Origin of the sequence: Pseudomonas sp. ANT_J28, from assembly GCF_008370005.1 — a bacterium.
GTDB lineage: Bacteria > Pseudomonadota > Gammaproteobacteria > Pseudomonadales > Pseudomonadaceae > Aquipseudomonas > Aquipseudomonas frigoris.
Genome location: NZ_VOBM01000047.1, coordinates 32,930 through 52,625, shown reverse-complemented (window position 1 = coordinate 52,625; position 19,696 = coordinate 32,930). Strand labels below are relative to the sequence as shown.

The window sequence follows — 19,696 nt, the reverse complement described above, 5'->3', positions numbered from 1 at the left end:
CATCGTTGGGTTTTACAACAACGAACGGCTGCACTCGAAACTGGGATATCTGCCACCGACCGTTTACGAACGGGCGATGGCGTCAAAATCACCTATCGAGGTGTCCGGAATTAGTTGACCACTACACCACGACATCCTCGGCGTTACCCCCGTCAACGCCGATGGTAGCTATAAGGGCTACTCAACCCCTAACCCGCGCAGGAAGTAATCATGAAAATAATAGAAATATCTATCAACACCCACGGAGTCACTAAAAAAGCCACTATCGAATGCGACCGGCAAAAGCGAACCTTAACTTTCATAATGGAAAACGGCTTAAGAAGAACATACACAGGCCATGATCTTTACGCATGTCTTGGACTGTTGCGAGCAGATTTTCCAGAAGTAAAGTTTCTATGCAAAGGCGCCAAACTCAATGTTTATCCTTCACGTATGTCATCCCAAATGTCTGGCGGCGTAGTGGCGTATGAACTTCAGATGGGGAAACCGGCTGAAAATGAAGATGTGGTCAACATTTTTGACTTCGAAGAAAACGACATCACACATGATATTCAACAACAAAGGGATTTTTACAATCACTGGATCACCTCGTTGGCAGAATAAATTGGTTTATTCCCCGCCCCCTTAATTTGGTCGGCTAGCGTACTAGCATGGGGTGCCAGGCACGTAAAAATTAACGCTCTCCAAAAGCCCAGCAATTAGCTGGGCATGGGTATCGCATTAACGACTACGCATCGACTCATATACATCTACCTAAGCTCGGCCCCCCGAACTACCATCCCCGGCATTGTCAGGATCCTCCAGGTCTGCTTCCACATCAGAGCGCTTCACATCGTCGCTCGGCACTTGCTCCACACCAGCATCATCAGGCGGACGTTGATCACGACTCAGGGAATCGGTCGGTGAAGGCAATGGATATTCAGGGGTATCGTCGATGTCGGCGTCTTTCGGATCAGCGTTCATAAAGCACCTCTCGATGGGCCTGAAAAGCAGGCCCTGACATTTCGAGGATTGCGCCCTGAATTGCGTTCGATCAGAGAGACGATCGGTCGAGTCCGTCGCACAGCAGGGTCAATCTTCGTCTTCGTCCTCTTCCTCGTCTTCGAACTCGATATTTCCGACGTCGCCCGCATCATCGGAATCATTGAGCGGCACCGTTGCGTCATCCATCAACGAGCCAGGGTCTTCGTTTCCTGGATCGTTAATGAACGGAAGCCCGCTCGGGCCTTTTTCTTCCTTGCCTTCGGTTTCAGGAGTCATGGCATGCCTCATCACATTCGGGGATCTATGAAGTTCGAGGCGGCGGACGACCAAACGTTCCGGAATCCTACTACCAGAAACGAAAAACCCGGCGTTGGGCCGGGTTTTTGCTGTGACTCAATGACGAATCAGTGATGTTTGTTCCTGTGCTTGTTTTTATGCTTTTGATTGTGGCCGCCACCGGAGTGCGAACTGCCGCTGTCGCTGCCCAGGTTGTTGCCTACCGCCCCACCTGCCGCGCCGCCCAGGCCTGCGCCAATGGTCGAACCGGTAGAACCGCCGAGACTATTGCCGATCACCGAGCCACCGGCCGACCCCAGACCACCACCAATAGCCGCTTCTGTGCGACTGCCTTTGTTCGCGCCGACCGCGCTACCTGCCGCGCCGCCTACACCGGCGCCAATCGCGGCACCCGTGCTGCCGCCCATTTGCCGGCCGACCACGTTACCTAGCGCACCGCCAATACCACCGCCAACTGCAGCGGTGCCGTCACCGGCTGCCATTGCACCTTGAGCGACCAAAAGTCCCAGAACCAACGTGGACAATGTCAAACGCATGATATGAACCTCTAAATTCCGTATCGGGGGTAAGAGAACGCGTTACGGATGGCGTGAGTCTAGCTTTTTCATCACGCCAGCGCTGATCGTTGGACAACTGTAAATTCGAAGAGCGTGAAGAAGAAATATCCAGATACAAAAAGCCCGGCATCAAGCCGGGCTTTTTGAGCTGATCAATCAGGATCAGTGACGCTTGTGACCTTTGGCCAGATTGCTGCCCACGCCGCCGCCCAATGCGCCGCCCAAGCCTGCACCGATGGTGGAACCGGTCCTGCCGCCCAGGCTGTTGCCGATCACCGAACCGCCGGCCGCGCCGATACCACCACCAATGGCGGCTTTAGTGCGGCTGCCTTTGCGTGCGGCAACAGCACTGCCGGCCGCGCCCGCTACACCCGCACCAATCGCTGCACCGGTGCTGCCACCCATGCTCTGGCCGACCACATTACCCAGCGCGCCACCCAAACCACCACCGATGGCGGCAGTGCCATCACCCGCAGCCATCGCACCTTGAGCAACCAAAAGCCCCAGAACCAAAGCAGGCAGTGTTAAACGCATGACAAGAACCTCAAAAAAAGGGGTAACGAAAGGGGCGAGATTGAATGCTTTTGAGGAGACAAAGTCCAGACACGCACGGGTACAACCTCGCAATAGGCGACGGTTGGACAGCGTTTTTAGAAAAGGTTTTATGACAGGCAAAAAAAAGCCCGCTGGGGAACGGGCCAGATACTGCTTTCTAACGGATGAGTTGAGCCTACGTAGGTGGGTGTGAAAAGTTTGTGAAAGAAATCGCTAACCGCGGGCCGTGTATCTGTAGTCCAAATCCCTACAGCCGACCTTGTGAAAATGAAAACCCCGCTCAATGGCGGGGGCTGTCCGGTTGACGGTTACTTCCTGGAAGGCGGCATCCTCTTGGGCAAGAAATTCGCCTTTTCGGTCCGGGGCAACTTGGATTTCAATTTGGCGACCTGGACCCGGTTTTCACCAAAGCCCGGCATATACTCCGCTTGACCACACTGCACGCAATTGTTGATCGAAAACTCAGATCCGTCGTCTTCGATATACGAATCAGCCATACCTTTCCCCTCTCAAAAAAGGGTCGACACCGGCAAGCCCTATTTGCCTGAAAAATATCGACCTTCAACGCTTTTGAGACTAGTCAGTCATTACTGGACTTGTAGTTCGGATTATTGCGTCCCCGACGAACGGCCTCGTGACTCACTCACCTCAACTTGACCGCCGTCCCGGTCACGAACACCACCACCATCCCGCCCTTCCCGGCCGGCATGCTGATCTCATAATCAAGCCCCACCACCGCATCAGCCTGAAGTGCCCGCGCCCGCTCCTTCAACTCGTCGGTTGCCTGAATCCGTGCTTCCTTCAACGCCCGCTCCAATGTCTGAGAGCGCCCACCGAAAAAATCCCGCATTCCGGCGAACATATCTCGGATAACGTTGACACCCTGCACCGACTCGGCACTGACGATGTCCAGATAGGCGGTGATTTGTCGGCCTTCGATGGTGTGGGTTGTGGTGGTGATCATTAAATTTCCTTCTTCATGGCCCGGGGTAATTACTCAAGGCAACCTGGACAGGTGTTGAGCCAACGCATCAAACGCCGGCAAGGTGACCGGATCATTAGCCGAGTTACTGGCGACCGGATGGGAGGCGTAGCGAACAATCACCATCTCGGCTTTCGGGTCGACATAGATGCGTTGCCCATGGACCCCGCGCGCCATGAAGTCTCCGCCCTCTTTGTTGGTCACCCACCACATTGAACGGTAGCTCCAACCCTTCAACAAATCGTAACCCGCCTGGGCGAATGCCTGCTTGTCGCCGCCGCGACGGAGGTCGTCAACCACCGCTTTGGGCACGATTTGCTGACCGTTGAACTGACCGTCATTACGCAACATCTCGCCAAATCGTGCCAGGTCACGCAAACCGGTGTTCAAGCCGCCGCCAGCAAACGGGGTGCCAATGGAGTCCACCGTGAAATAGGCGTCCTGCTCAGCCCCCAAACGGCTCCAGATCCGCTCCGACAACAACTGTGCGACGTTGCGACCGGTCGCTCGAGCGATGATCCAACCCAGTACATCGGTATTGACGGTCTTGTAGCCGAACGCGCTACCGTGTTCGCCTTGCGGTTGAACCGTCTGCAAAAACTCGTAGTAACTTCGCGGACCGCTGTAGTCCCTTGGCTTGGGCAGAGGGCTGCCAGCTTTTGCATGAGCCCAGACCTCGGCGTTCGGGTCGGTGTAGTCCTCGCTGTATTTGAGGCCGGTCGTCATATCGAGGACCTGACGCACCGTAGCGCCGCCAAACGCCGAAGCCGCCAGTTCGGGGACGTATTCGGCGACGTGCTTGTTCGCATCGATTCGCCCTTCTGCCACCAACATCGCCCCTAATGTGCCGACCACAGACTTGGTCACCGACATTGCCGCGTGCTGGCCTTCAGGCTTCAGCACGCCAAAGTAACGCTCGTAGACAACTTTCCCGCGATGCATCACCACAATCCCGTCGGTGTAGGTGGCCGCGAGGGATTGCTCCCAGGTCTCGGAGCCTTCGCGCCCAGCGGGACGAAGCTGATCGCATCGATGTCTTTGCGCAGCGCAGATACCAATGGAACCGGCGCCCCGAGCCCCCGCGAAACGTTGATCGTTGGCATCAGTTGACGGAAGTTCGAAACACTCCAGCGCATCGCCGGGAACTGGAAATAGCTGCCGTCTTCGAAGCGCACGGTGCGATCTGCAGGTGGTGGTGAGCCGACCATCCAGCCTAGTTTTGCGGGGTCGCTGGCTATGGCATCGGGGAAAGTCTTAGTCGTAGATGCGGTGGCGAATAAGGAGGCGGTACTCATCAACACGGCGGAGAGGGAAATAGCTATGCGGCGGGAAGCGGCGCGAGGGTGAGACATAGTGTCGATTCCATTCGAGGGGCTTAGGGCTGTCCAACAGGTTAGAGCAGCTTGACCAACACAGTTGTGACAGTGGCCACCGTGCCAATCAACCCTGTCGCTACAGCCACCGGATACCAAAAAGTTTCACGGGTCATCTTTCCGGCCTCGGCGTTCAGCTTGCGCTGCTCAGCCATCAGCTTGACGATCTCCACGTGGACCTTTTCCAGTTCCTGCATAACGTGCGTGCGTCCAGATAATGGGCCGCGTCATGTGCCTTGCCCGTTGATTCATTTTGCCCCCTAAAGGCGCAAAGCGAATACCCCTCACGAAACGGCTCGTGTCAGGTGCTGAAACCTATGAAAGCACCCAACTACCTGGCTTCCCAGCATTACTTCCCACATGCCTATCAGCCGTCCTACATGAATTTCGGAAGCGTCTTCGCCGATGGGCTTGGGTCAATAACGTTGCCATCCACAAAATCCAGACGCCAGAAACCACAAAACCCCTGACTTCTCTCGAAATCAGGGGTTTTGGTTACATCGAATTTGGCGGTGAAGGAGAGATTCGAACTCTCGATACAATTTCTTGTATACACACTTTCCAGGCGTGCTCCTTAAGCCACTCGGACACTTCACCGTATCTCGTCAAACATGTTCTGTCTGTCGAGGCGCGCTAATGTAGTCGAAAGCTTTTCTGATGGCAAACTTTTTTTGCAGAATTTTCATGCGGTTAGCGATTTAGTCGCTCTGGCGGTTTCCGGGCCATGGCAAACCCGCCAATCTCCGGCTTCGCGCCCGCTTCTATATAGAGGGGAATGTGCGGCTGGCGTGGCGGGCGACGCTTGCCGGGCGGGAAAGGGTGACTGGGCGGTCAGTCACGGCGCTTTACCTGGCCTACGACGGTGGGTAACGTCTGCCCTACTTTATTGAAAGGAATAGCGTCATGAGTGAGTTGATTTCCTACCATCTCGAAGACGGTATCGCGACCCTGACCTTGAGCAATGGCAAGGTCAATGCCATCTCTCCGGACGTGATTGCTGCGTTTAACGCCGCGCTGGATCAGGCGGTGACTGATCGTGCGGTGGTGATCATTACCGGTACACCCGGGATTTTGTCGGGCGGTTATGACTTGAAGGTGATGACCTCCAGTCCTAAAGAAGCCGTGGCGCTGGTGACTGCCGGTTCGACCCTGGCTCGTCGTCTGTTGGCGCACCCGTTCCCGGTGATCGTGGCATGCCCTGGGCATGCGGTGGCCAAGGGCGCGTTCCTGCTGTTGTCGGTGGATTACCGAATTGGTGTCGACGGCCCGTTCAGCATTGGTTTGAACGAGGTGCAGATCGGCATGACCATGCACCACGCCGGTATCGAACTGGCCCGTGATCGTCTGCGCAAGTCGGCGTTCCACCGCTCTGTGATCAACGCTGAGATGTTTAATCCGCAAAGTGCCGTAGATGCCGGTTTCCTCGACATGGTGGTGTCGGCCGAAGAGCTGCAAGGCGCGGCGCTGGCGGCGGCTCGTCAGTTGAAGAAGATCAACATGACCGCTCACAAGAACACCAAGCTCAAAGTGCGCAAGGCGCTGCTGGAGAGGCTGGACAACGCGATCATCCAGGATCAGGATTTTTTGGTTTAAACCCAAACGTGGAGCACCGAAAAGCCCGACCGTCGTGTCGGGCTTTTTATTATGCGCTCCGTTGAAAAGCCTACAACCGCTCTAGATCGCATCTGACCCATAAGTCGGAAACATGCGCTCAAACATCGTCCATCTCCCACCTCTATAGTGGTAATTGCCGAAAACAGTGCACATCCGTACACTGCGCCACCTTTTATCCCGGTGGGGCCTGTAAATGCTGTTTGTGTTTCGTATGTTATTGATGGGCCTGCACTTTATCCTGGCCGGTGTACTTGGAGTGATGCTCGGCCTGTGCCGACCGTTCAATCCGGACAACAGCCGATTCTGTGCGCGTCTTTATGCATGGCCGGCGATGTGCATTTTGCGTCTGCGGGTGAAGGCCGACGTCGGACCGCTGATGGATAAACCCGACAGCTGCGTGATCATCGCCAACCACCAGTCCAACTATGATCTGTTTGTGTTCGGCAACGTGGTGCCCCGCCGCACCGTGTGTATCGGCAAGAAGAGTCTGAAGTGGGTGCCGCTGTTTGGTCAGTTGTTCTGGTTGGCGGGTAATGTGCTGATCGATCGCAGCAATGCGCAAAAAGCGCGCCAGTCGATGCTGACCACTACCCACACGCTACAGAATGAAGACACTTCGATCTGGGTCTTCCCGGAAGGCACGCGCAACCTGGGTGAAGAGTTGCTGCCGTTCAAGAAAGGCGCCTTTCAAATGGCCATTGCCGCCGGGGTGCCGATTGTTCCGGTGTGTGTCAGCAGTTACGTTAAACACATGCGATTGAACCGTTGGCGCAGTGGGAAGATTCTGATCCGCTCGCTACCGGCGATTCCTACGGCTGGATTGAGCCTGGATGACATGCCGCTGCTGATTGCCCAATGCCGCGAGCAGATGCGCGAGTGCATCGCGTCGCTGGATCGGCAACTGCAATCTGCGTAAAAGAAACCCGCCTCGTGCGGGTTTTCTTTTGCCTGCGAGCTTTTGCCTACGAACTCAACAGATTTCACTGACTCTCAAGCAGCAGACAGGGCTAAGCTGGACACTGCCTGCCACTGCCATCTTTGCTAATTGAAAGCTGCCAATAAGAAGTGAATCACTATCATGGGTAGAGTTGTTGCTGCTGCGGTTTACAGCGCTGGTAAGAAAGTCACCAATATCACCCTCGACGAAGGCGCCGCCTGGGCTGCAAAGCCTGACCACTTTGTCTGGATCGGCCTCGAAGAGCCGAACGCCCAGGAGCTGTTCAATTTGCAACGCCAGTTCAACCTGCACGAACTGGCCATCGAAGACGCCCTGGAAAAACACAGTCGGCCGAAACTGGAAACCTTCGGCGACGCGCTGTTCATCGTCACGTATTCGCCAATCCGGAATGAAGGCAAACTGCAGTTCATCGAGACTCATATCTTTGCCGGCAACGGCTACATCATTACCGCACGCAATGGTCATTCAGCGTCCTACGCCCATGTCCGACAGCGCTGTGAGGCGCGTCCGCTGTTGCTGGAGCACGGGGAAGATTTCGTACTCTATGCCATCCTCGATTTCGTAATTGAAAACTACCAGCCCATGGGCGAAGCGATCCATGCCGAGATCGATGAGCTGGAACGCAACGTCATGTGTAGCTCCCTGAACGAGCGCGACATTCAAAAACTCCACAGCCTGCGCCGCGATGTACTGCGCTTGCGCCGGTTTGCTGCGCCGATGGTGGAGATCGGTGAGGAATTGCAGAAGCTGAGCTTTCCGTTCATCGACAAGAACATGCGCCCGTACTTCCGCGATGTGCAGATCCACGTCACGCGGCAGATGGAAGACCTGACGACCCTGGCGGACATTGCCAGCCAAACCATTGAAGTTGGGGTGTTGCTGGAGGCGTCACGCCAAAGCGTGGTGCAGCGCAAGTTTGCGGCGTGGGCGGCGATTCTGGCGTTCCCGACGGCGGTGGCGGGGATTTACGGGATGAACTTCCAGAACATGCCGGAGTTGTCGTGGCATTACGGGTATTTCGGGGTGTTGGGGTTTATTGCGGTTGGTTGCGTCGGTTTGTGGGCGAGTTTCAAGAAGTCTGGGTGGTTGTAGCCATTACCGCGGTGTCTGTGAGATTCGCGAGCAAGCCCGCTCCCACAATGATCTCTGCAACACCGGAGATCCACTGTGGGAGCGGGCTTGCTCGCGAAGCTTTTATCTTTTAAACCGCCCCAGATTCTGGCTTGTGCGCCACAAACCGCATCATCCACTCCGCAACGGTAGTGCCGTGATGGTCGTGCTCAAGGCTCGCCATACCTTTCGAATAAATCTGCTCGCCCAGCGCTTCCTGACGAATATCCAACAACGCGCGTGAGTAATCGTGAATGAACTCCGGATGCCCCTGGAAGCACAGCACCTGATCGTTGATGTGGTACGCGGCAAACGGGCAGAAATCGCTGGAAGCGATGACCGTAGCGTTTTCCGGGAGCGCGGTGACCTGATCCTGGTGGCTGATCAACAAGGTCAGTTCTTCCCTCACCGGGCTCATCCACGGCGCCTTGGCGGCGAGTTTGTAATTGTGGGTGCCGACGCCCCAGCCTTGGGTCGCGCGTTCACTCTTGCCACCCAGCAGCAGCGCTAACAGCTGATGGCCGAAGCACACGCCCAGCAGTTTGTCGCCGCGCTCGTAGCGGGTCAGCAGGTAAGCCCTGAGGGTTTCAATCCACGGGTCGGTGCCGAATGAATCGGCCTTGCTGCCAGTGACCAGATAGGCGTCGAAGGTCAGCTCATCGCCGGGATATTCGCCCTGCATCACGTTGTACACGGTGAACTCGGCAGCGATGGGTTGCTGCGAAAACAGACGCTGGAACATCTGCCCATACCCCTGATATTGATCGACCAGTTCCGGACGCAGGATGTCGGTTTCCAGAATGCAGATGCGTAACGACATAAAAAATACCTGACACTTGATGGGAATAATGCACACCCCTGAGCCTGCCTTGAAACACAGTGGCAAGGCAAGCCCCGGAATGCGTCATCCGTCCCCTAGAACGCCTCCCCTTTAGCCGCTTTCTCCAGCAATAGCGCAGGGGGTGCGAATCGCTCGCCATACTGCCCCGCCAGGTACTTGGCGCGGGCGACGAAATATTTCACGCCGTACTGGTTGATGAACTGCAGCGCGCCGCCGGTCCAGGCGGCGAAACCGATCCCGAAGATCGAGCCGACGTTGGCGTCCGCTGTCGAGGTCAACACCCCCTCCTCCATACAGCGCACGGTTTCGATGGCTTGCACGAACAGCAGCCGATCACGCACATCCTTCGGCGAAATTTGCCCATCAGCCTTCTCGAAACGGCTTTTCAGCTCTGGCCACAGATGCTTTTGCCCACGGGCCGGATAATCGTAGAAACCACCACCCGCAGCCTTGCCCGGACGCTTGTATTCGTTGAGCAGCAAGTCAATCACGGCGAACGCCGGGTGCTCAATCAGCGGTTTCCCTTCTGCTTGCAGGTCTTTGGCGGTCTGCTGGCGGATATGGCTCATCAGGCTGAGGGAAACTTCGTCGGAGATCGCCAAAGGTCCGACCGGCATCCCGGCCTTGCGCGCTTCGGTCTCGATCATCGGTGCGCTCACGCCTTCGCCCAGCATGGCGATGCCTTCGTTGGTGAACGTGCCGAACACCCGCGAGGTGAAGAAGCCACGGCTGTCATTGACCACAATTGGGGTTTTCTTGATTTGCAGGACGAAATCGAACCCGCGAGCCAGGGTTTCGTTGCTGGTGTGGGCGCCTTTGATGATTTCCACCAAGGGCATTTTCTCCACGGGGCTGAAGAAATGCAGACCGATGAACTTCGTCTGATCCGGCACGGCGGTGGCGAGGCTGCTGATTGGCAAGGTCGACGTGTTGGAAGCAATCAACGCATCCGGGCCAACGACTTTTTGCGCCGCCGAAGAGACGTTGGCTTTCAGATCGCGATCTTCAAACACCGCTTCAATGATCAGGTCACAACCGGCCAGATCGGCATCGCTTTCAGTGGGGTGAATGCGCGCCAGCGTTGCGTCGCGCTGATCGGCATTCAATTGGCCACGAGCAACCTTCTTGTCCAGCAGCGCCGCCGAATGAGCCTTGCCCTTCTGTGCGGCCGCAAGATTGATGTCCTTGAGCACCACGTCGATGCCGGCTGACGCGCTGACAAAGGCGATTCCGGCGCCCATCATGCCTGCGCCCAGCACGCCCACGCGACGCGTCACGTAGGGCGAAAAGCTCTGGGGCCGCGAGCTGCCGGCATTGATTTCGTTGAGTTGGAACCAGAACGTGCCAATCAGGTTTTTCGACACCTGGCCGGTGGTCAATTCGGTGAAGTAGCGGGTTTCGATCAAGTGCGCGGTGTCAAAATCCACCTGAGCACCTTCCACCGCGGCGCAGAGGATTTTCTCTGGCGCGGGCAGGCAGCCCTGGGTTTTGCTGCGCAGGATCGACGGCGCGATGGCCAGCATCTGCGCGACGTTCGGGTTCGACGGCGTGCCCCCCGGAATCTGGTAACCCTTCACGTCCCAGCGCTGCACAAACGAAGGATTGGCAATAATCCAGGCGCGAGCCTTGGCCAGCAGTTCATCACGATCCGCCGCCAACTCATCAATCAAACCTGCCCGCAACGCCTGCTGCGGCCGGACTTTCTTGCCCTCGAGCAGGTACGGCAAGGCTTTTTCAATACCGAGCATCCGCACCATGCGCACCACCCCGCCGCCGCCCGGCAGCAGACCGAGGGTCACTTCCGGCAAGCCGAGTTGCACCGAAGAATCGTCCAGCGCAACCCGGTGATGGCACGCCAGGCAGATTTCCCAACCGCCGCCCAACGCGGCGCCGTTGATCGCGGCGACCACCGGTTTGCCAAGGGTTTCCAGGGTTCGCAGCTGCCCTTTGAGCGTCAGCACCCTGTCATAGAAGACTTTGGCTTCAGGCTTGCCGACCTTGATCAGTTCATTGAGGTCGCCGCCGGCGAAAAAGGTTTTCTTGGCCGAGGTGATGATCACGCCGGCGATGGTTTCTTTGTCGGCAACGAGTCTGGAGACACACGCGGCCATGGCTTCGCGGTAGTCCGCGTTCATGGTGTTGGCGCTCTGGCCCGGCATGTCGATGGTCAGGACGACGATCTGGTCCTGACCTTTTTCGTAACGAATGGCGTCAGTCATGATGAAAGTGCTTCCCTTGAAGTCGGTCGGGGCTCAGAGGCGTTCGATGATGGTGGCAATGCCCATGCCGCCGCCGACACACAGCGTCGCGAGGCCATAGCGCAGGCGCCGGGTTTCCAGTTCATCAAGCAACGTGCCGAGGATCGCGCAGCCAGTGGCACCCAGCGGGTGACCCATGGCGATGGAGCCGCCGTTAACGTTGACCTTGTCCGGGTCGATCGCCATGTCCTTGATGAATTTCAGCACCACCGAGGCGAAAGCTTCGTTGACCTCGAACAAGTCGATGTCTTCAACCCGCAGCCCGGCCTTGGCCAGAGCCTTGCGGGTGGCCGGTGCGGGGCCGGTGAGCATGATGGTCGGGTCGGTACTGGTGACCGCCGTGGCGACGATCCGCGCCCGCGGTTGCAAACCCAGCGCCCGGCCCTTGGCCTCGGAGCCGATCAGCATCAGCGCCGCGCCATCGACGATCCCGGAACTGTTACCCGCCGTGTGCACGTGGTTGATCCGCTCAACATGGCTGTAGACCCGAAGCGCGGTGGCATCGAAGCCCATTTGCCCGATCATCTCGAAGCTCGGCTTGAGCTGGCCCAAGCCTTCCATGGTCGATCCGGCGCGGATGAATTCATCGTGATCGAGCAAGATGATGCCGTTCTGGTCCTGCACCGGCACCAGCGATTTGTTGAACGAACCGTCGACCCTTGCCCGCGCAGCCTTTTGCTGGGAGTGCAGCGCATAGGCATCGACGTCTTGACGGCTGAAGCCTTCCAACGTGGCGATCAGGTCAGCGCCCACGCCTTGAGGGGCGAAATGGCTGTGAAAACTGGTTTCCGGGTCCTGCGCCCAGGCACCGCCATCGCTGCCCATCGGCACGCGGGACATGGACTCGACGCCGCCGACCACCACCAGGTCTTCGAAGCCGGAACGCACTTTCATCGCGCCGAGGTTCACCGCCTCCAACCCCGAGGCGCAGAAGCGGTTGATCTGCAAACCCGCCACGCTGACGTCCCAATCCGCCACCTGGGTCGCGGTTTTGGCGATGTCGGAACCCTGGTCGCCGATGGGCGTCACGCAGCCAAGTACCACATCGTCAACCTGACTGGTATCGAGGGATGTGCGCTGTTGCAGCGCCGTGAGCAGCCCGGCTACCAGGTTCACCGGTTTGACGCTGTGCAAGGCGCCATTGGCCTTGCCTTTGCCGCGGGGCGTGCGTAACGCGTCGAAAATAAAAGCTTGGGTCATGACGTTCTCGAACCTGGGCAGGGGAGTAAATTCAGAGTTCCCACCTTAGGCCGAGCAGCCCTGGATTCAATGACCGCAGTGCTCACAGACGTTGACGGTCACGCTCAGACGGACGGTAGGCAGACACCGGATTAACCGATTCAGGACACCAAGCTGTCTAGCAAACGGGCGCCCATGAAGCTGGCAATAGGCCTCATGTCTTTTTAAAAGCAATTTATATGAAGTCCATACGAAATGGATCTAAACCAAGCGTGACGCGGGCTCTAAGGTGAACTTGTACGAAGTTGTCGTCGGGTTTTGCCGAGGCGCTCGTCAAACAGGAAGTGCAACGCTCTGCCGTCATGGAGAAATGCAGGCAGGCATCAGGAAATAACAATAAAGGCGGTCAAGCCATGTTCAAACAATCGAAAGTACGTCAAGCCGGGCTCATTCTTTTCGCCACTACGCTGTTGTTGATTTTGCCGAACCTGACCAAGGTGATCGGCTAGTCGGTCAATAAAAAATACGGCGCCAGGTTTTATATCGCCCTCTAAAAATGTGACTGGCTCGCTACCCGGGCCAGCGTGGGTGTGCCAACCTTTGCGGCACTTCCACGACATGGACGGCGATCACTTGAAAACGCTCATTTTGTTCGGGGCCCTGCTCCTCAGCACGCCTCTGTCTGCCGCACAGCTGAACCTTGAGCTCGGCGCGAGCAGTCGCACCTGGCAAACCGAGGAATTGCTGAAGCATCCTCAGGTTCAGACCCTCACCATTAGCAATGACGTTTCCTACAAACGGGACATGAGCTATCGCGCTGTTCCGTTGGCTGCGTTGTTGACGGGCATCAAACCTGAAGACCATTTACAGGCGGTAGCCCTGGATGGTTTTGCCGCAGAACTGTCAGCCGCCCCGTTGCTCAATACCCAGGGTGCGCGCGCATGGTTGGCGATTGAAGAACCCGCCAAGCCGTGGCCAGCGCTGTCGGAAGGCAAACCCGGCGCCGGGCCGTTCTATCTGGTCTGGACCGATCCTCAGGCGAGCGATATCAGCCCCGAGCAATGGCCCTTTCAAGTGGCGAGCATCAAGCGCTTGGCACCGGTGGCCGAGCGCTTCCCTGCCCTGCTGCCCGATCCGGCGTTGAAGGCTGACGATCCGGTGAACAAGGGTTTTTCGCTGTTTCAGAAGAATTGCCTGGCGTGTCATCGATTGAACGGCGCCGGGGATGCGCAGTTTGGGCCAGACCTGAATATTCCGTTTAACCCGACCGAGTACTTCGGCGCGGATTTCCTCAAGCGCTACATTCGTGATCCGCAGAGCTTGCGCCAGTGGCCACAGGCGAAGATGCCCGGGTTCTCAGCGACGGTGTTGCCGGACGGGGATCTGGAGAGGTTGGTGGGGTATTTGAAGCACATGGCTGGGCGAAAAGTTAAACCCTAGCCTTTTGTTGCCTGGACTGGCCTCTTCGCGAGCAAGCCCGCTCCCACATTTGATCTGCGCCAAACGCAAATTCTGTGATCAATAAAGATCCAATGTGGGAGCGGGCTTGCTCGCGAAGCGGTATCCCCGATTATTGCTGTTGCACAGAAATAACCGGTAATGGTGTTGGCGAAACAAACACTTTCGCATGCATCTGCTCGCACCCACCGCCACGCCGCATGCCACGCACCGGGCAGGCATCCAGGTAATCCAGGCCCACCGCCAGTTTCAGATGACGCTCAGGCCGCGCCAATTCATTGGTCACGTCGAAGCTGTACCAGGCGTCATCGAGCCAGGCTTCCGCCCAGGCGTGACTGGCCAGGTGTTCGCTGTTCTCGCTGTACAAATAGCCCGACACATAACGAGACGGAATGCCCAGGCTGCGAACGCAGGCGAGAAACGCATGGGTGTGGTCCTGACAGACGCCCGAACGCCCGGCGAAGGCCTGGGCGGCGCTGGTGTCCACTTCGGTGGAGCCCGGCGTGTAGGTCATGTGCTGGTTCAGGCCATGCATTAAGTCGATCAGCGCCGTGCGATCCCGGCGTTGCTTGCACTCCTTCTCGGCGAACGCCCGCAGGGCTTCGTCGGCTTCGGTCAGGCGCGTGAAGCGCAAGAACGGCAGCGCCGACTGGCTTTCATGCTCCGCCTCACGCAATTCGTCGATGTCCACCTGGCCCCGGGCGCCGATGATGATCGCCTCGTGAGGCTCGTCCAGGGTCAGCACGTGCAGGATGTTGCCGAACGGATCGAGTTGCGCGCGCACCGGGCGCGGCAAGTCGAGCTGCCAGCTGAGCACGTGCTGGCGCTCGCTGTCGTGGGGTGTCAGTCGCAGGTACTGGATGCTCGCCCGCACCTGATCTTCGTAGTGATAGGTGGTCTCGTGGCTAATGGAAAGTCTCATGCAGCCTCCAGGTAGGAACTGTGTATGGCGTTACCCAACTGGCGCACCAGCGGGATGAACTCGGTCAGCCAGGCGTGCAGGCCTTCGTCGAGAATTTCGGTGATGCCGGTGTAGCGCAGGCGTGCGTCCATTTCCGCTGCCAGGCGTTGCGCAGGACGGCCGTTGGCTCCCGGCAGCTGGGCAAGGATCTGGTCGATTTCTTCAGTGCAGGCTCGCAATGAGCGTGGCACGTCAGCACGCAGTAGAAGCAACTCAGCCACATGCCGGGCGCCGGGCGCATCGCGGTAGATCTCGGTGTAGGCCTCGAACGAGGACAACGCCCGCAGCAAAGCACTCCACTGGTAATACGCGTGAGCGGTGCCATCGCTGACCGCCTCTGCCTGATCGCCAGCCATTTCGTAGCGGGCGTCGAGCAGGCGCAACGTGTTGTCGGCCCTTTCGATAAACGTGCCCAGACGAATGAAGCGAAATGCATCGTTGCGCATGATCGTGCCATAGGATGCGCCGCGGAACAGGTGGGAACGTTCCTTGATCCACTCGCAGAATCGGCTCATGCCGTAGCGACTCAAGCCTTGATCAGCTATCCCGCGAATTTCCAGCCAGGTGGCATTGATGTTTTCCCACATGTCGGCGGTGATTCGCCCACGCACCGCATGGGCACTGGCCCGCGCGGCGCCGAGGCAGCTGTAGATGCTCGCCGGGTTGGCCGCGTCCAGGGCGAAGAAATGCAGCAGCCGTTCAGCGTGCAATTCGCCGTGGCGTTCCAGGTAATCGTCCAGGGTGCCGGTGATCAGCAACGGCATGGCGAGTTCATGCAGGCCGTCACCTCGGCCATCCTGCGGCATCAGCGACAGCGAATAACTGATGTCGAGCATCCGTGCGAGGTTTTCCGCCCGCTCCAGGTAACGCGACATCCAATACAAATCCGAGGCAGTTCTACTTAACATGGCAGGCTTCCTTCAATCCTCGACCACCCAGGTGTCCTTGGTTCCACCGCCCTGGGATGAATTCACCACCAGGGAGCCTTCGCGCAGGGCAACACGGGTCAAACCGCCGGGCACAACCCGGGTTTCGCGGCCAGACAATACAAACGGACGCAGGTCGATGTGGCGTGGAGCGATGCCGTTTTCGACAAAGGTCGGACAGGTCGACAGGGACAACGTCGGTTGCGCGATGTACGCATGGGGCTTGGCTTTGATCCGCGCGCGGAAAGACTCGATTTCCGCCGCCGTCGCCGCCGGCCCGACCAGCATTCCGTAACCGCCGGAGCCCTGGGTTTCCTTGACCACCAGTTCCGGAAGATTGGCCAGTACGTGGGACAATTCGGAGGGATTACGACACTGCCACGTCGGCACATTCTTCAGGATCGGCTCTTCATCCAGGTAGAAACGGATCATGTCCGTGACGAATGGATACACCGACTTGTCGTCCGCGACCCCGGTGCCGATGGCATTCGCCAACACGACGTTGCCGGAACGATAGGACGACAGCAGTCCTGGAACGCCAAGCATCGAGTCCGGGTTGAACGCCAGCGGATCGAGAAACGCATCGTCGAGGCGACGGTAGATCACGTCGACGGCTTTCGGCCCGTCCGTGGTGCGCATGAACACCTTGTCATCCCGCACGAACAGGTCCGCGCCTTCCACCAGCTCAACGCCCATTTCCCGCGCCAGAAACGCATGTTCAAAGAACGCGCTGTTGAAACGGCCCGGCGTCAGTACCACCACGCTCGGGTTATCAATCGGGCTGGAGCTTTTCAGGGTGTCGAGCAACAGGTTCGGATAGTGGTCGATAGGGGCAATGCGCTGGGCCGCGAACAACTCGGGGAACAACCGCATCATCATCTTGCGGTCTTCCAGCATGTAGCTGACGCCGCTCGGTGTACGAAGGTTATCTTCGAGCACGTAGTACGTGCCGTCGCCATCGCGCACAAGATCGACACCGGAGATGTGGGAATAGATATCGCGGTGCAAATCCAGCCCTTGCATCGCCAACTGGTATTGCTCGTTGGCCAGCACCTGCTCGGCCGGGATGATGCCGGCCTTGATAATGCGCTGCTCGTGATAGAGGTCGGCGAGGAACATGTTCAACGCCTTGACCCGCTGAATGCAGCCGCGCTCGACGACTCGCCATTCACTGGCGGGGATGCTGCGGGGGATGGTGTCGAAGGGAATCAGGCGCTCTGTCCCTTGCTCATCACCATAGAGCGTGAATGTAATCCCGGCGCGATGAAATAACAGATCGGCCTCGCGTCGCCGTTGTGCCAAAAGCTCGTCAGGCGTTTCGGCCAGCCAACGGGCAAACTCCCGATAATGCGGGCGGACCTGGCCGCCGGCATCGTACATCTCATCAAAATAGGTGCGGATCATGCCGTACTCCTTGTCACCCGGACATCTGGGCTTCGCAAAGCCCGTGCCATCGGCATAAACGCTTTGATATCAATCAGTTGGATAATCGCACCGCACGCACCGCACCAATCCTGTGCGGTAAATGCCCCCACCTGATCGCCCCCGCTTCATTGCGACGCAATGTTGTCGCCTATCACCAGCATAGTCAGAGTTGATTTCACTGCCCGGGGGGCGATGCGGATAATCCGCGCATTCGCTGAAAATCTTGACGAACTTCCCTTTAGCCGCCTGCTCAGGCGGTTTTTTTTGCGCCGGATTCTTGTTTCAGGGTTTTGCCAAGTGCATTTTCTGCCCCACGAAAACGAAAACGGCCAACCCTGAGGTCAGCCGTTGCTGAGTATTGTCACTGTTCATAAGTTATGCGAGTCGCCCTCGTACCTCCTGCTTGACGCCCCATCCTTCGATGATGCCGCCCAAAGGCTCGACCACCGCCTCGAAATCCTGCTCAAAGTCGCCGATGCCGTCATAGGTGGCGTACATCACTTTGCTCAGTTCCAGGTACCACGCGCCGTCGTCGCGCACGCTGATTTGTGCATTCAAGGATTCACCACAGTAATGCCCTGCCGCCCTGCGCGCCCGCTCCTCGTCCGGAAAAATGGCGTAGAACTCGATGGGATGGAATCGTGAAAAGTCGAAGCCGCCTTCTTTCATGCGGCGCAAGACGCTGGTGCTGATGTCTTCTTGATAGGCTGTGCTCATGAAACGTCCCCCTCAGACTGATGGATAGACTTTCCGTATTCCCGGCACTCGCAACCGAATGGGGCGAGCGATGCGGCAACAACGTTGCCGGTGGGAAGCAAGCATGTAGCTGACAAGACCAGACCTTAGCGATCCGTTCGCTGATCTCGATTGCAGAGTAGCCTCAAGATAGAGCCGCTGCCAAGGCCTGGTTAGGAATGTGACAGGAGATGTTCAGATTGGCGTGATGCTGAGGATTTCAATGCTGTACTGGGTCTTCAGACTTTTGACAGTCGGATCATCGGTGCGCCCTTCCAGATCGTTGAGGTCCAGTTCGGCAGCCACAGGCAGACACCGGGCGCGAATGAGCTTCGCGGCTTGTTCGTTGTTCGGGCATTCATCGCTCTCGAACACCTCGTCAACTTGTTCACCGTGATCATCAACGAAAGTGACTTTCCACTTTTGCATCTGGTGCCTCCTCGATAAAACCCATGGATGGGCTTACATGTATCTCGACATTCTTCCCCGGCCAATCGTTCAACCGGACCTTCTATAAGTGAAGCATGAAAAAAGGGCCGTCTGCGGTGTGTTTTCACACAACCTGAGAGAGCCCTTTCTGGCTTGCTCGATATCAGTCGTTGCTAGGCTTGTTCACAGCCTGCAGGACGTATTGCGGTAAAGCAAAGGCCCCGATGTGGATTTCCGGGTTGTAGTAGCGGGTGATGATGCCGCTGCCGGCGAAGCGCTGCTGCAGGGTTTCCCGGGACAACTTGCGATACGCGGTATTGGTCGCGCCCCAGGCGAAGGTCATGGCGCCGCCGATGTAGGTCGGCACGGCCGCCTGATAGAAATGCCAGTCCGGGAACAGGCTGCGCAGGCGTCCGGCGGTGGTTTTGACTTCTTCGATTTGCATGAACGGCGTGCCGTTCTGGGTCACCAGAATGCCGCCTTCGTTCAGGCAGCGACGGCAGGCCTGGTAGAAGTTTTCCGAGAACAATACTTCACCCGGACCGATCGGGTCGGTGGAGTCGGAAATGATCACGTCGAATTTTTCGGTGGTGGTGGCGACGAAACGCATGCCGTCGTCGATCACCAGGTTCAGGCGTGGATCAGCGAACGCCCCCTTGGAGTGGTTCGGCAGGAATTCCTTGCACATGTCGACCACGGTGCCGTCGATCTCGACCATGGTGATGTGCTCGATGCTGCGGTGCTTGGCCACTTCCCGCAGCATGCCGCCGTCGCCGCCACCGATGATCAGCACGCGTTTGGCGGTGCCATGCGCCAGGATCGGCACGTGGGTCAACATCTCGTGGTAGATGAATTCGTCGGCTTCGGTGGTCTGGATCACGCCGTCCAGCGCCATGACGCGGCCCATGCGCGGGTTTTCGAAAATCACCAGGTGCTGGTGTTCGGTGCGCACTTCGTGCAGCAGTTTTTCCATGCGAAAACGCTGGCCGTAGCCTTCGTAGAGGGTTTCCAGGTACTCGCTGGTTGGGGTGTTGCTCATGGGAAGTGCTCCGAT

The 19,696-nt window shown here is 57.7% G+C and carries 20 protein-coding genes, 1 tRNA gene and 1 pseudogene; 5 read left to right on the top strand and 17 right to left on the bottom strand.

The genetic code is table 11. The features are described 5' to 3' along the window. Positions 1 to 210 precede the first annotated feature (210 nt). Positions 211 to 603, top strand: a complete 393-nt coding sequence (locus FQ187_RS25530; protein ID WP_149631591.1) for a hypothetical protein — start codon at positions 211 to 213, stop codon at positions 601 to 603. 150 nt (positions 604 to 753) lie between these two features. Here the strand turns inward: FQ187_RS25530 and FQ187_RS25525 are convergent, their stop codons facing one another. The 8 genes and pseudogenes from FQ187_RS25525 to FQ187_RS25490 form a co-directional block, all read right to left on the bottom strand. Further along, positions 754 to 963 carry a hypothetical protein gene (locus FQ187_RS25525; RefSeq protein WP_149631590.1) on the bottom strand — a complete coding sequence of 70 codons (210 nt, stop codon included), beginning with the start codon at positions 961 to 963 and terminating at the stop codon, positions 754 to 756. A gap of 108 nt (positions 964 to 1,071) precedes the next feature. Continuing rightward, positions 1,072 to 1,260, bottom strand: coding sequence for a hypothetical protein (locus FQ187_RS25520; protein WP_046047922.1), 189 nt, complete (start codon positions 1,258 to 1,260; stop codon positions 1,072 to 1,074). 128 nt (positions 1,261 to 1,388) lie between these two features. Next, complete coding sequence (locus FQ187_RS25515; RefSeq protein WP_149631589.1) at positions 1,389 to 1,817, bottom strand: glycine zipper domain-containing protein; 429 nt, start codon at positions 1,815 to 1,817, stop codon at positions 1,389 to 1,391. Between the two features lie 183 nt (positions 1,818 to 2,000). Next, a complete protein-coding gene (locus FQ187_RS25510; RefSeq protein ID WP_149631588.1) occupies positions 2,001 to 2,372 on the bottom strand; it encodes a bacteriocin in 372 nt (123 codons plus the stop codon). A 664-nt stretch (positions 2,373 to 3,036) separates the two neighbouring features. Continuing rightward, positions 3,037 to 3,357: a YbjQ family protein gene (locus FQ187_RS25500; protein WP_095130296.1), complete on the bottom strand. Its 321-nt coding sequence runs from the start codon at positions 3,355 to 3,357 to the stop codon at positions 3,037 to 3,039. 33 nt (positions 3,358 to 3,390) lie between these two features. Further along, positions 3,391 to 4,670: pseudogene (locus tag FQ187_RS25495) on the bottom strand (serine hydrolase domain-containing protein). A 98-nt stretch (positions 4,671 to 4,768) separates the two neighbouring features. Further along, positions 4,769 to 4,945, bottom strand: coding sequence for a hypothetical protein (locus tag FQ187_RS30045; RefSeq protein WP_166793857.1), 177 nt, complete (start codon positions 4,943 to 4,945; stop codon positions 4,769 to 4,771). Between the two features lie 310 nt (positions 4,946 to 5,255). Further along, positions 5,256 to 5,345: transfer RNA gene (locus FQ187_RS25490), tRNA-Ser, on the bottom strand. Between the two features lie 306 nt (positions 5,346 to 5,651). Here FQ187_RS25490 and FQ187_RS25485 point away from each other — a divergent pair. The 3 genes from FQ187_RS25485 to FQ187_RS25475 all read left to right on the top strand — a co-directional run bounded on the left by FQ187_RS25485 (position 5,652) and on the right by FQ187_RS25475 (position 8,412). Next, positions 5,652 to 6,341: a crotonase/enoyl-CoA hydratase family protein gene (locus tag FQ187_RS25485; protein ID WP_149631587.1), complete on the top strand. Its 690-nt coding sequence runs from the start codon at positions 5,652 to 5,654 to the stop codon at positions 6,339 to 6,341. Positions 6,342 to 6,555: 214 nt separating this feature from the next. Next, on the top strand, positions 6,556 to 7,278 hold the full coding sequence (locus tag FQ187_RS25480) for a 1-acylglycerol-3-phosphate O-acyltransferase (protein WP_149631586.1): 723 nt from the start codon (positions 6,556 to 6,558) through the stop codon (positions 7,276 to 7,278). 162 nt (positions 7,279 to 7,440) lie between these two features. Next, the gene (locus FQ187_RS25475) at positions 7,441 to 8,412 is read left to right on the top strand and encodes a magnesium and cobalt transport protein CorA (RefSeq protein ID WP_149631585.1); all 972 of its coding nucleotides are present in this window, start codon (positions 7,441 to 7,443) and stop codon (positions 8,410 to 8,412) included. Between the two features lie 109 nt (positions 8,413 to 8,521). Here FQ187_RS25475 and FQ187_RS25470 read toward each other — a convergent pair whose 3' ends face one another. The 3 genes from FQ187_RS25470 to FQ187_RS25460 all read right to left on the bottom strand — a co-directional run bounded on the left by FQ187_RS25470 (position 8,522) and on the right by FQ187_RS25460 (position 12,729). Beyond that, positions 8,522 to 9,250 carry an amidotransferase gene (locus FQ187_RS25470; protein ID WP_149631584.1) on the bottom strand — a complete coding sequence of 243 codons (729 nt, stop codon included), beginning with the start codon at positions 9,248 to 9,250 and terminating at the stop codon, positions 8,522 to 8,524. A gap of 95 nt (positions 9,251 to 9,345) precedes the next feature. Further along, positions 9,346 to 11,490 carry a 3-hydroxyacyl-CoA dehydrogenase NAD-binding domain-containing protein gene (locus FQ187_RS25465; RefSeq protein ID WP_149631583.1) on the bottom strand — a complete coding sequence of 715 codons (2,145 nt, stop codon included), beginning with the start codon at positions 11,488 to 11,490 and terminating at the stop codon, positions 9,346 to 9,348. A gap of 33 nt (positions 11,491 to 11,523) precedes the next feature. Continuing rightward, positions 11,524 to 12,729, bottom strand: coding sequence for an acetyl-CoA C-acetyltransferase (locus FQ187_RS25460; RefSeq protein ID WP_149631582.1), 1,206 nt, complete (start codon positions 12,727 to 12,729; stop codon positions 11,524 to 11,526). A gap of 597 nt (positions 12,730 to 13,326) precedes the next feature. Here FQ187_RS25460 and FQ187_RS25455 point away from each other — a divergent pair. After that, positions 13,327 to 14,148 carry a cytochrome c gene (locus FQ187_RS25455; protein ID WP_149631593.1) on the top strand — a complete coding sequence of 274 codons (822 nt, stop codon included), beginning with the start codon at positions 13,327 to 13,329 and terminating at the stop codon, positions 14,146 to 14,148. Positions 14,149 to 14,278: 130 nt separating this feature from the next. Here the strand turns inward: FQ187_RS25455 and FQ187_RS25450 are convergent, their stop codons facing one another. The 6 genes from FQ187_RS25450 to speE all read right to left on the bottom strand — a co-directional run bounded on the left by FQ187_RS25450 (position 14,279) and on the right by speE (position 19,681). Next, on the bottom strand, positions 14,279 to 15,088 hold the full coding sequence (locus tag FQ187_RS25450) for a transglutaminase family protein (protein WP_149631581.1): 810 nt from the start codon (positions 15,086 to 15,088) through the stop codon (positions 14,279 to 14,281). Then, positions 15,085 to 16,035 (bottom strand): alpha-E domain-containing protein, encoded by a 951-nt coding sequence (locus FQ187_RS25445; RefSeq protein ID WP_008148807.1) that lies wholly within the window; start codon positions 16,033 to 16,035, stop codon positions 15,085 to 15,087. Before FQ187_RS25445 ends, FQ187_RS25450 begins: the two co-directional genes overlap by 4 nt. Before the next feature lie 12 nt (positions 16,036 to 16,047). Next, a complete protein-coding gene (locus tag FQ187_RS25440) occupies positions 16,048 to 17,457 on the bottom strand; it encodes a circularly permuted type 2 ATP-grasp protein (protein ID WP_074874854.1) in 1,410 nt (469 codons plus the stop codon). Between the two features lie 396 nt (positions 17,458 to 17,853). After that, on the bottom strand, positions 17,854 to 18,195 hold the full coding sequence (locus tag FQ187_RS25435; protein ID WP_008148805.1) for a ribonuclease E inhibitor RraB: 342 nt from the start codon (positions 18,193 to 18,195) through the stop codon (positions 17,854 to 17,856). Between the two features lie 213 nt (positions 18,196 to 18,408). Further along, the gene (locus FQ187_RS25430; RefSeq protein ID WP_129442539.1) at positions 18,409 to 18,642 is read right to left on the bottom strand and encodes a hypothetical protein; all 234 of its coding nucleotides are present in this window, start codon (positions 18,640 to 18,642) and stop codon (positions 18,409 to 18,411) included. A 163-nt stretch (positions 18,643 to 18,805) separates the two neighbouring features. Beyond that, entirely contained in the window at positions 18,806 to 19,681 is an 876-nt protein-coding gene (gene speE / locus FQ187_RS25425) for a polyamine aminopropyltransferase (RefSeq protein WP_056744151.1), read from the bottom strand. Positions 19,682 to 19,696 lie beyond the last annotated feature (15 nt).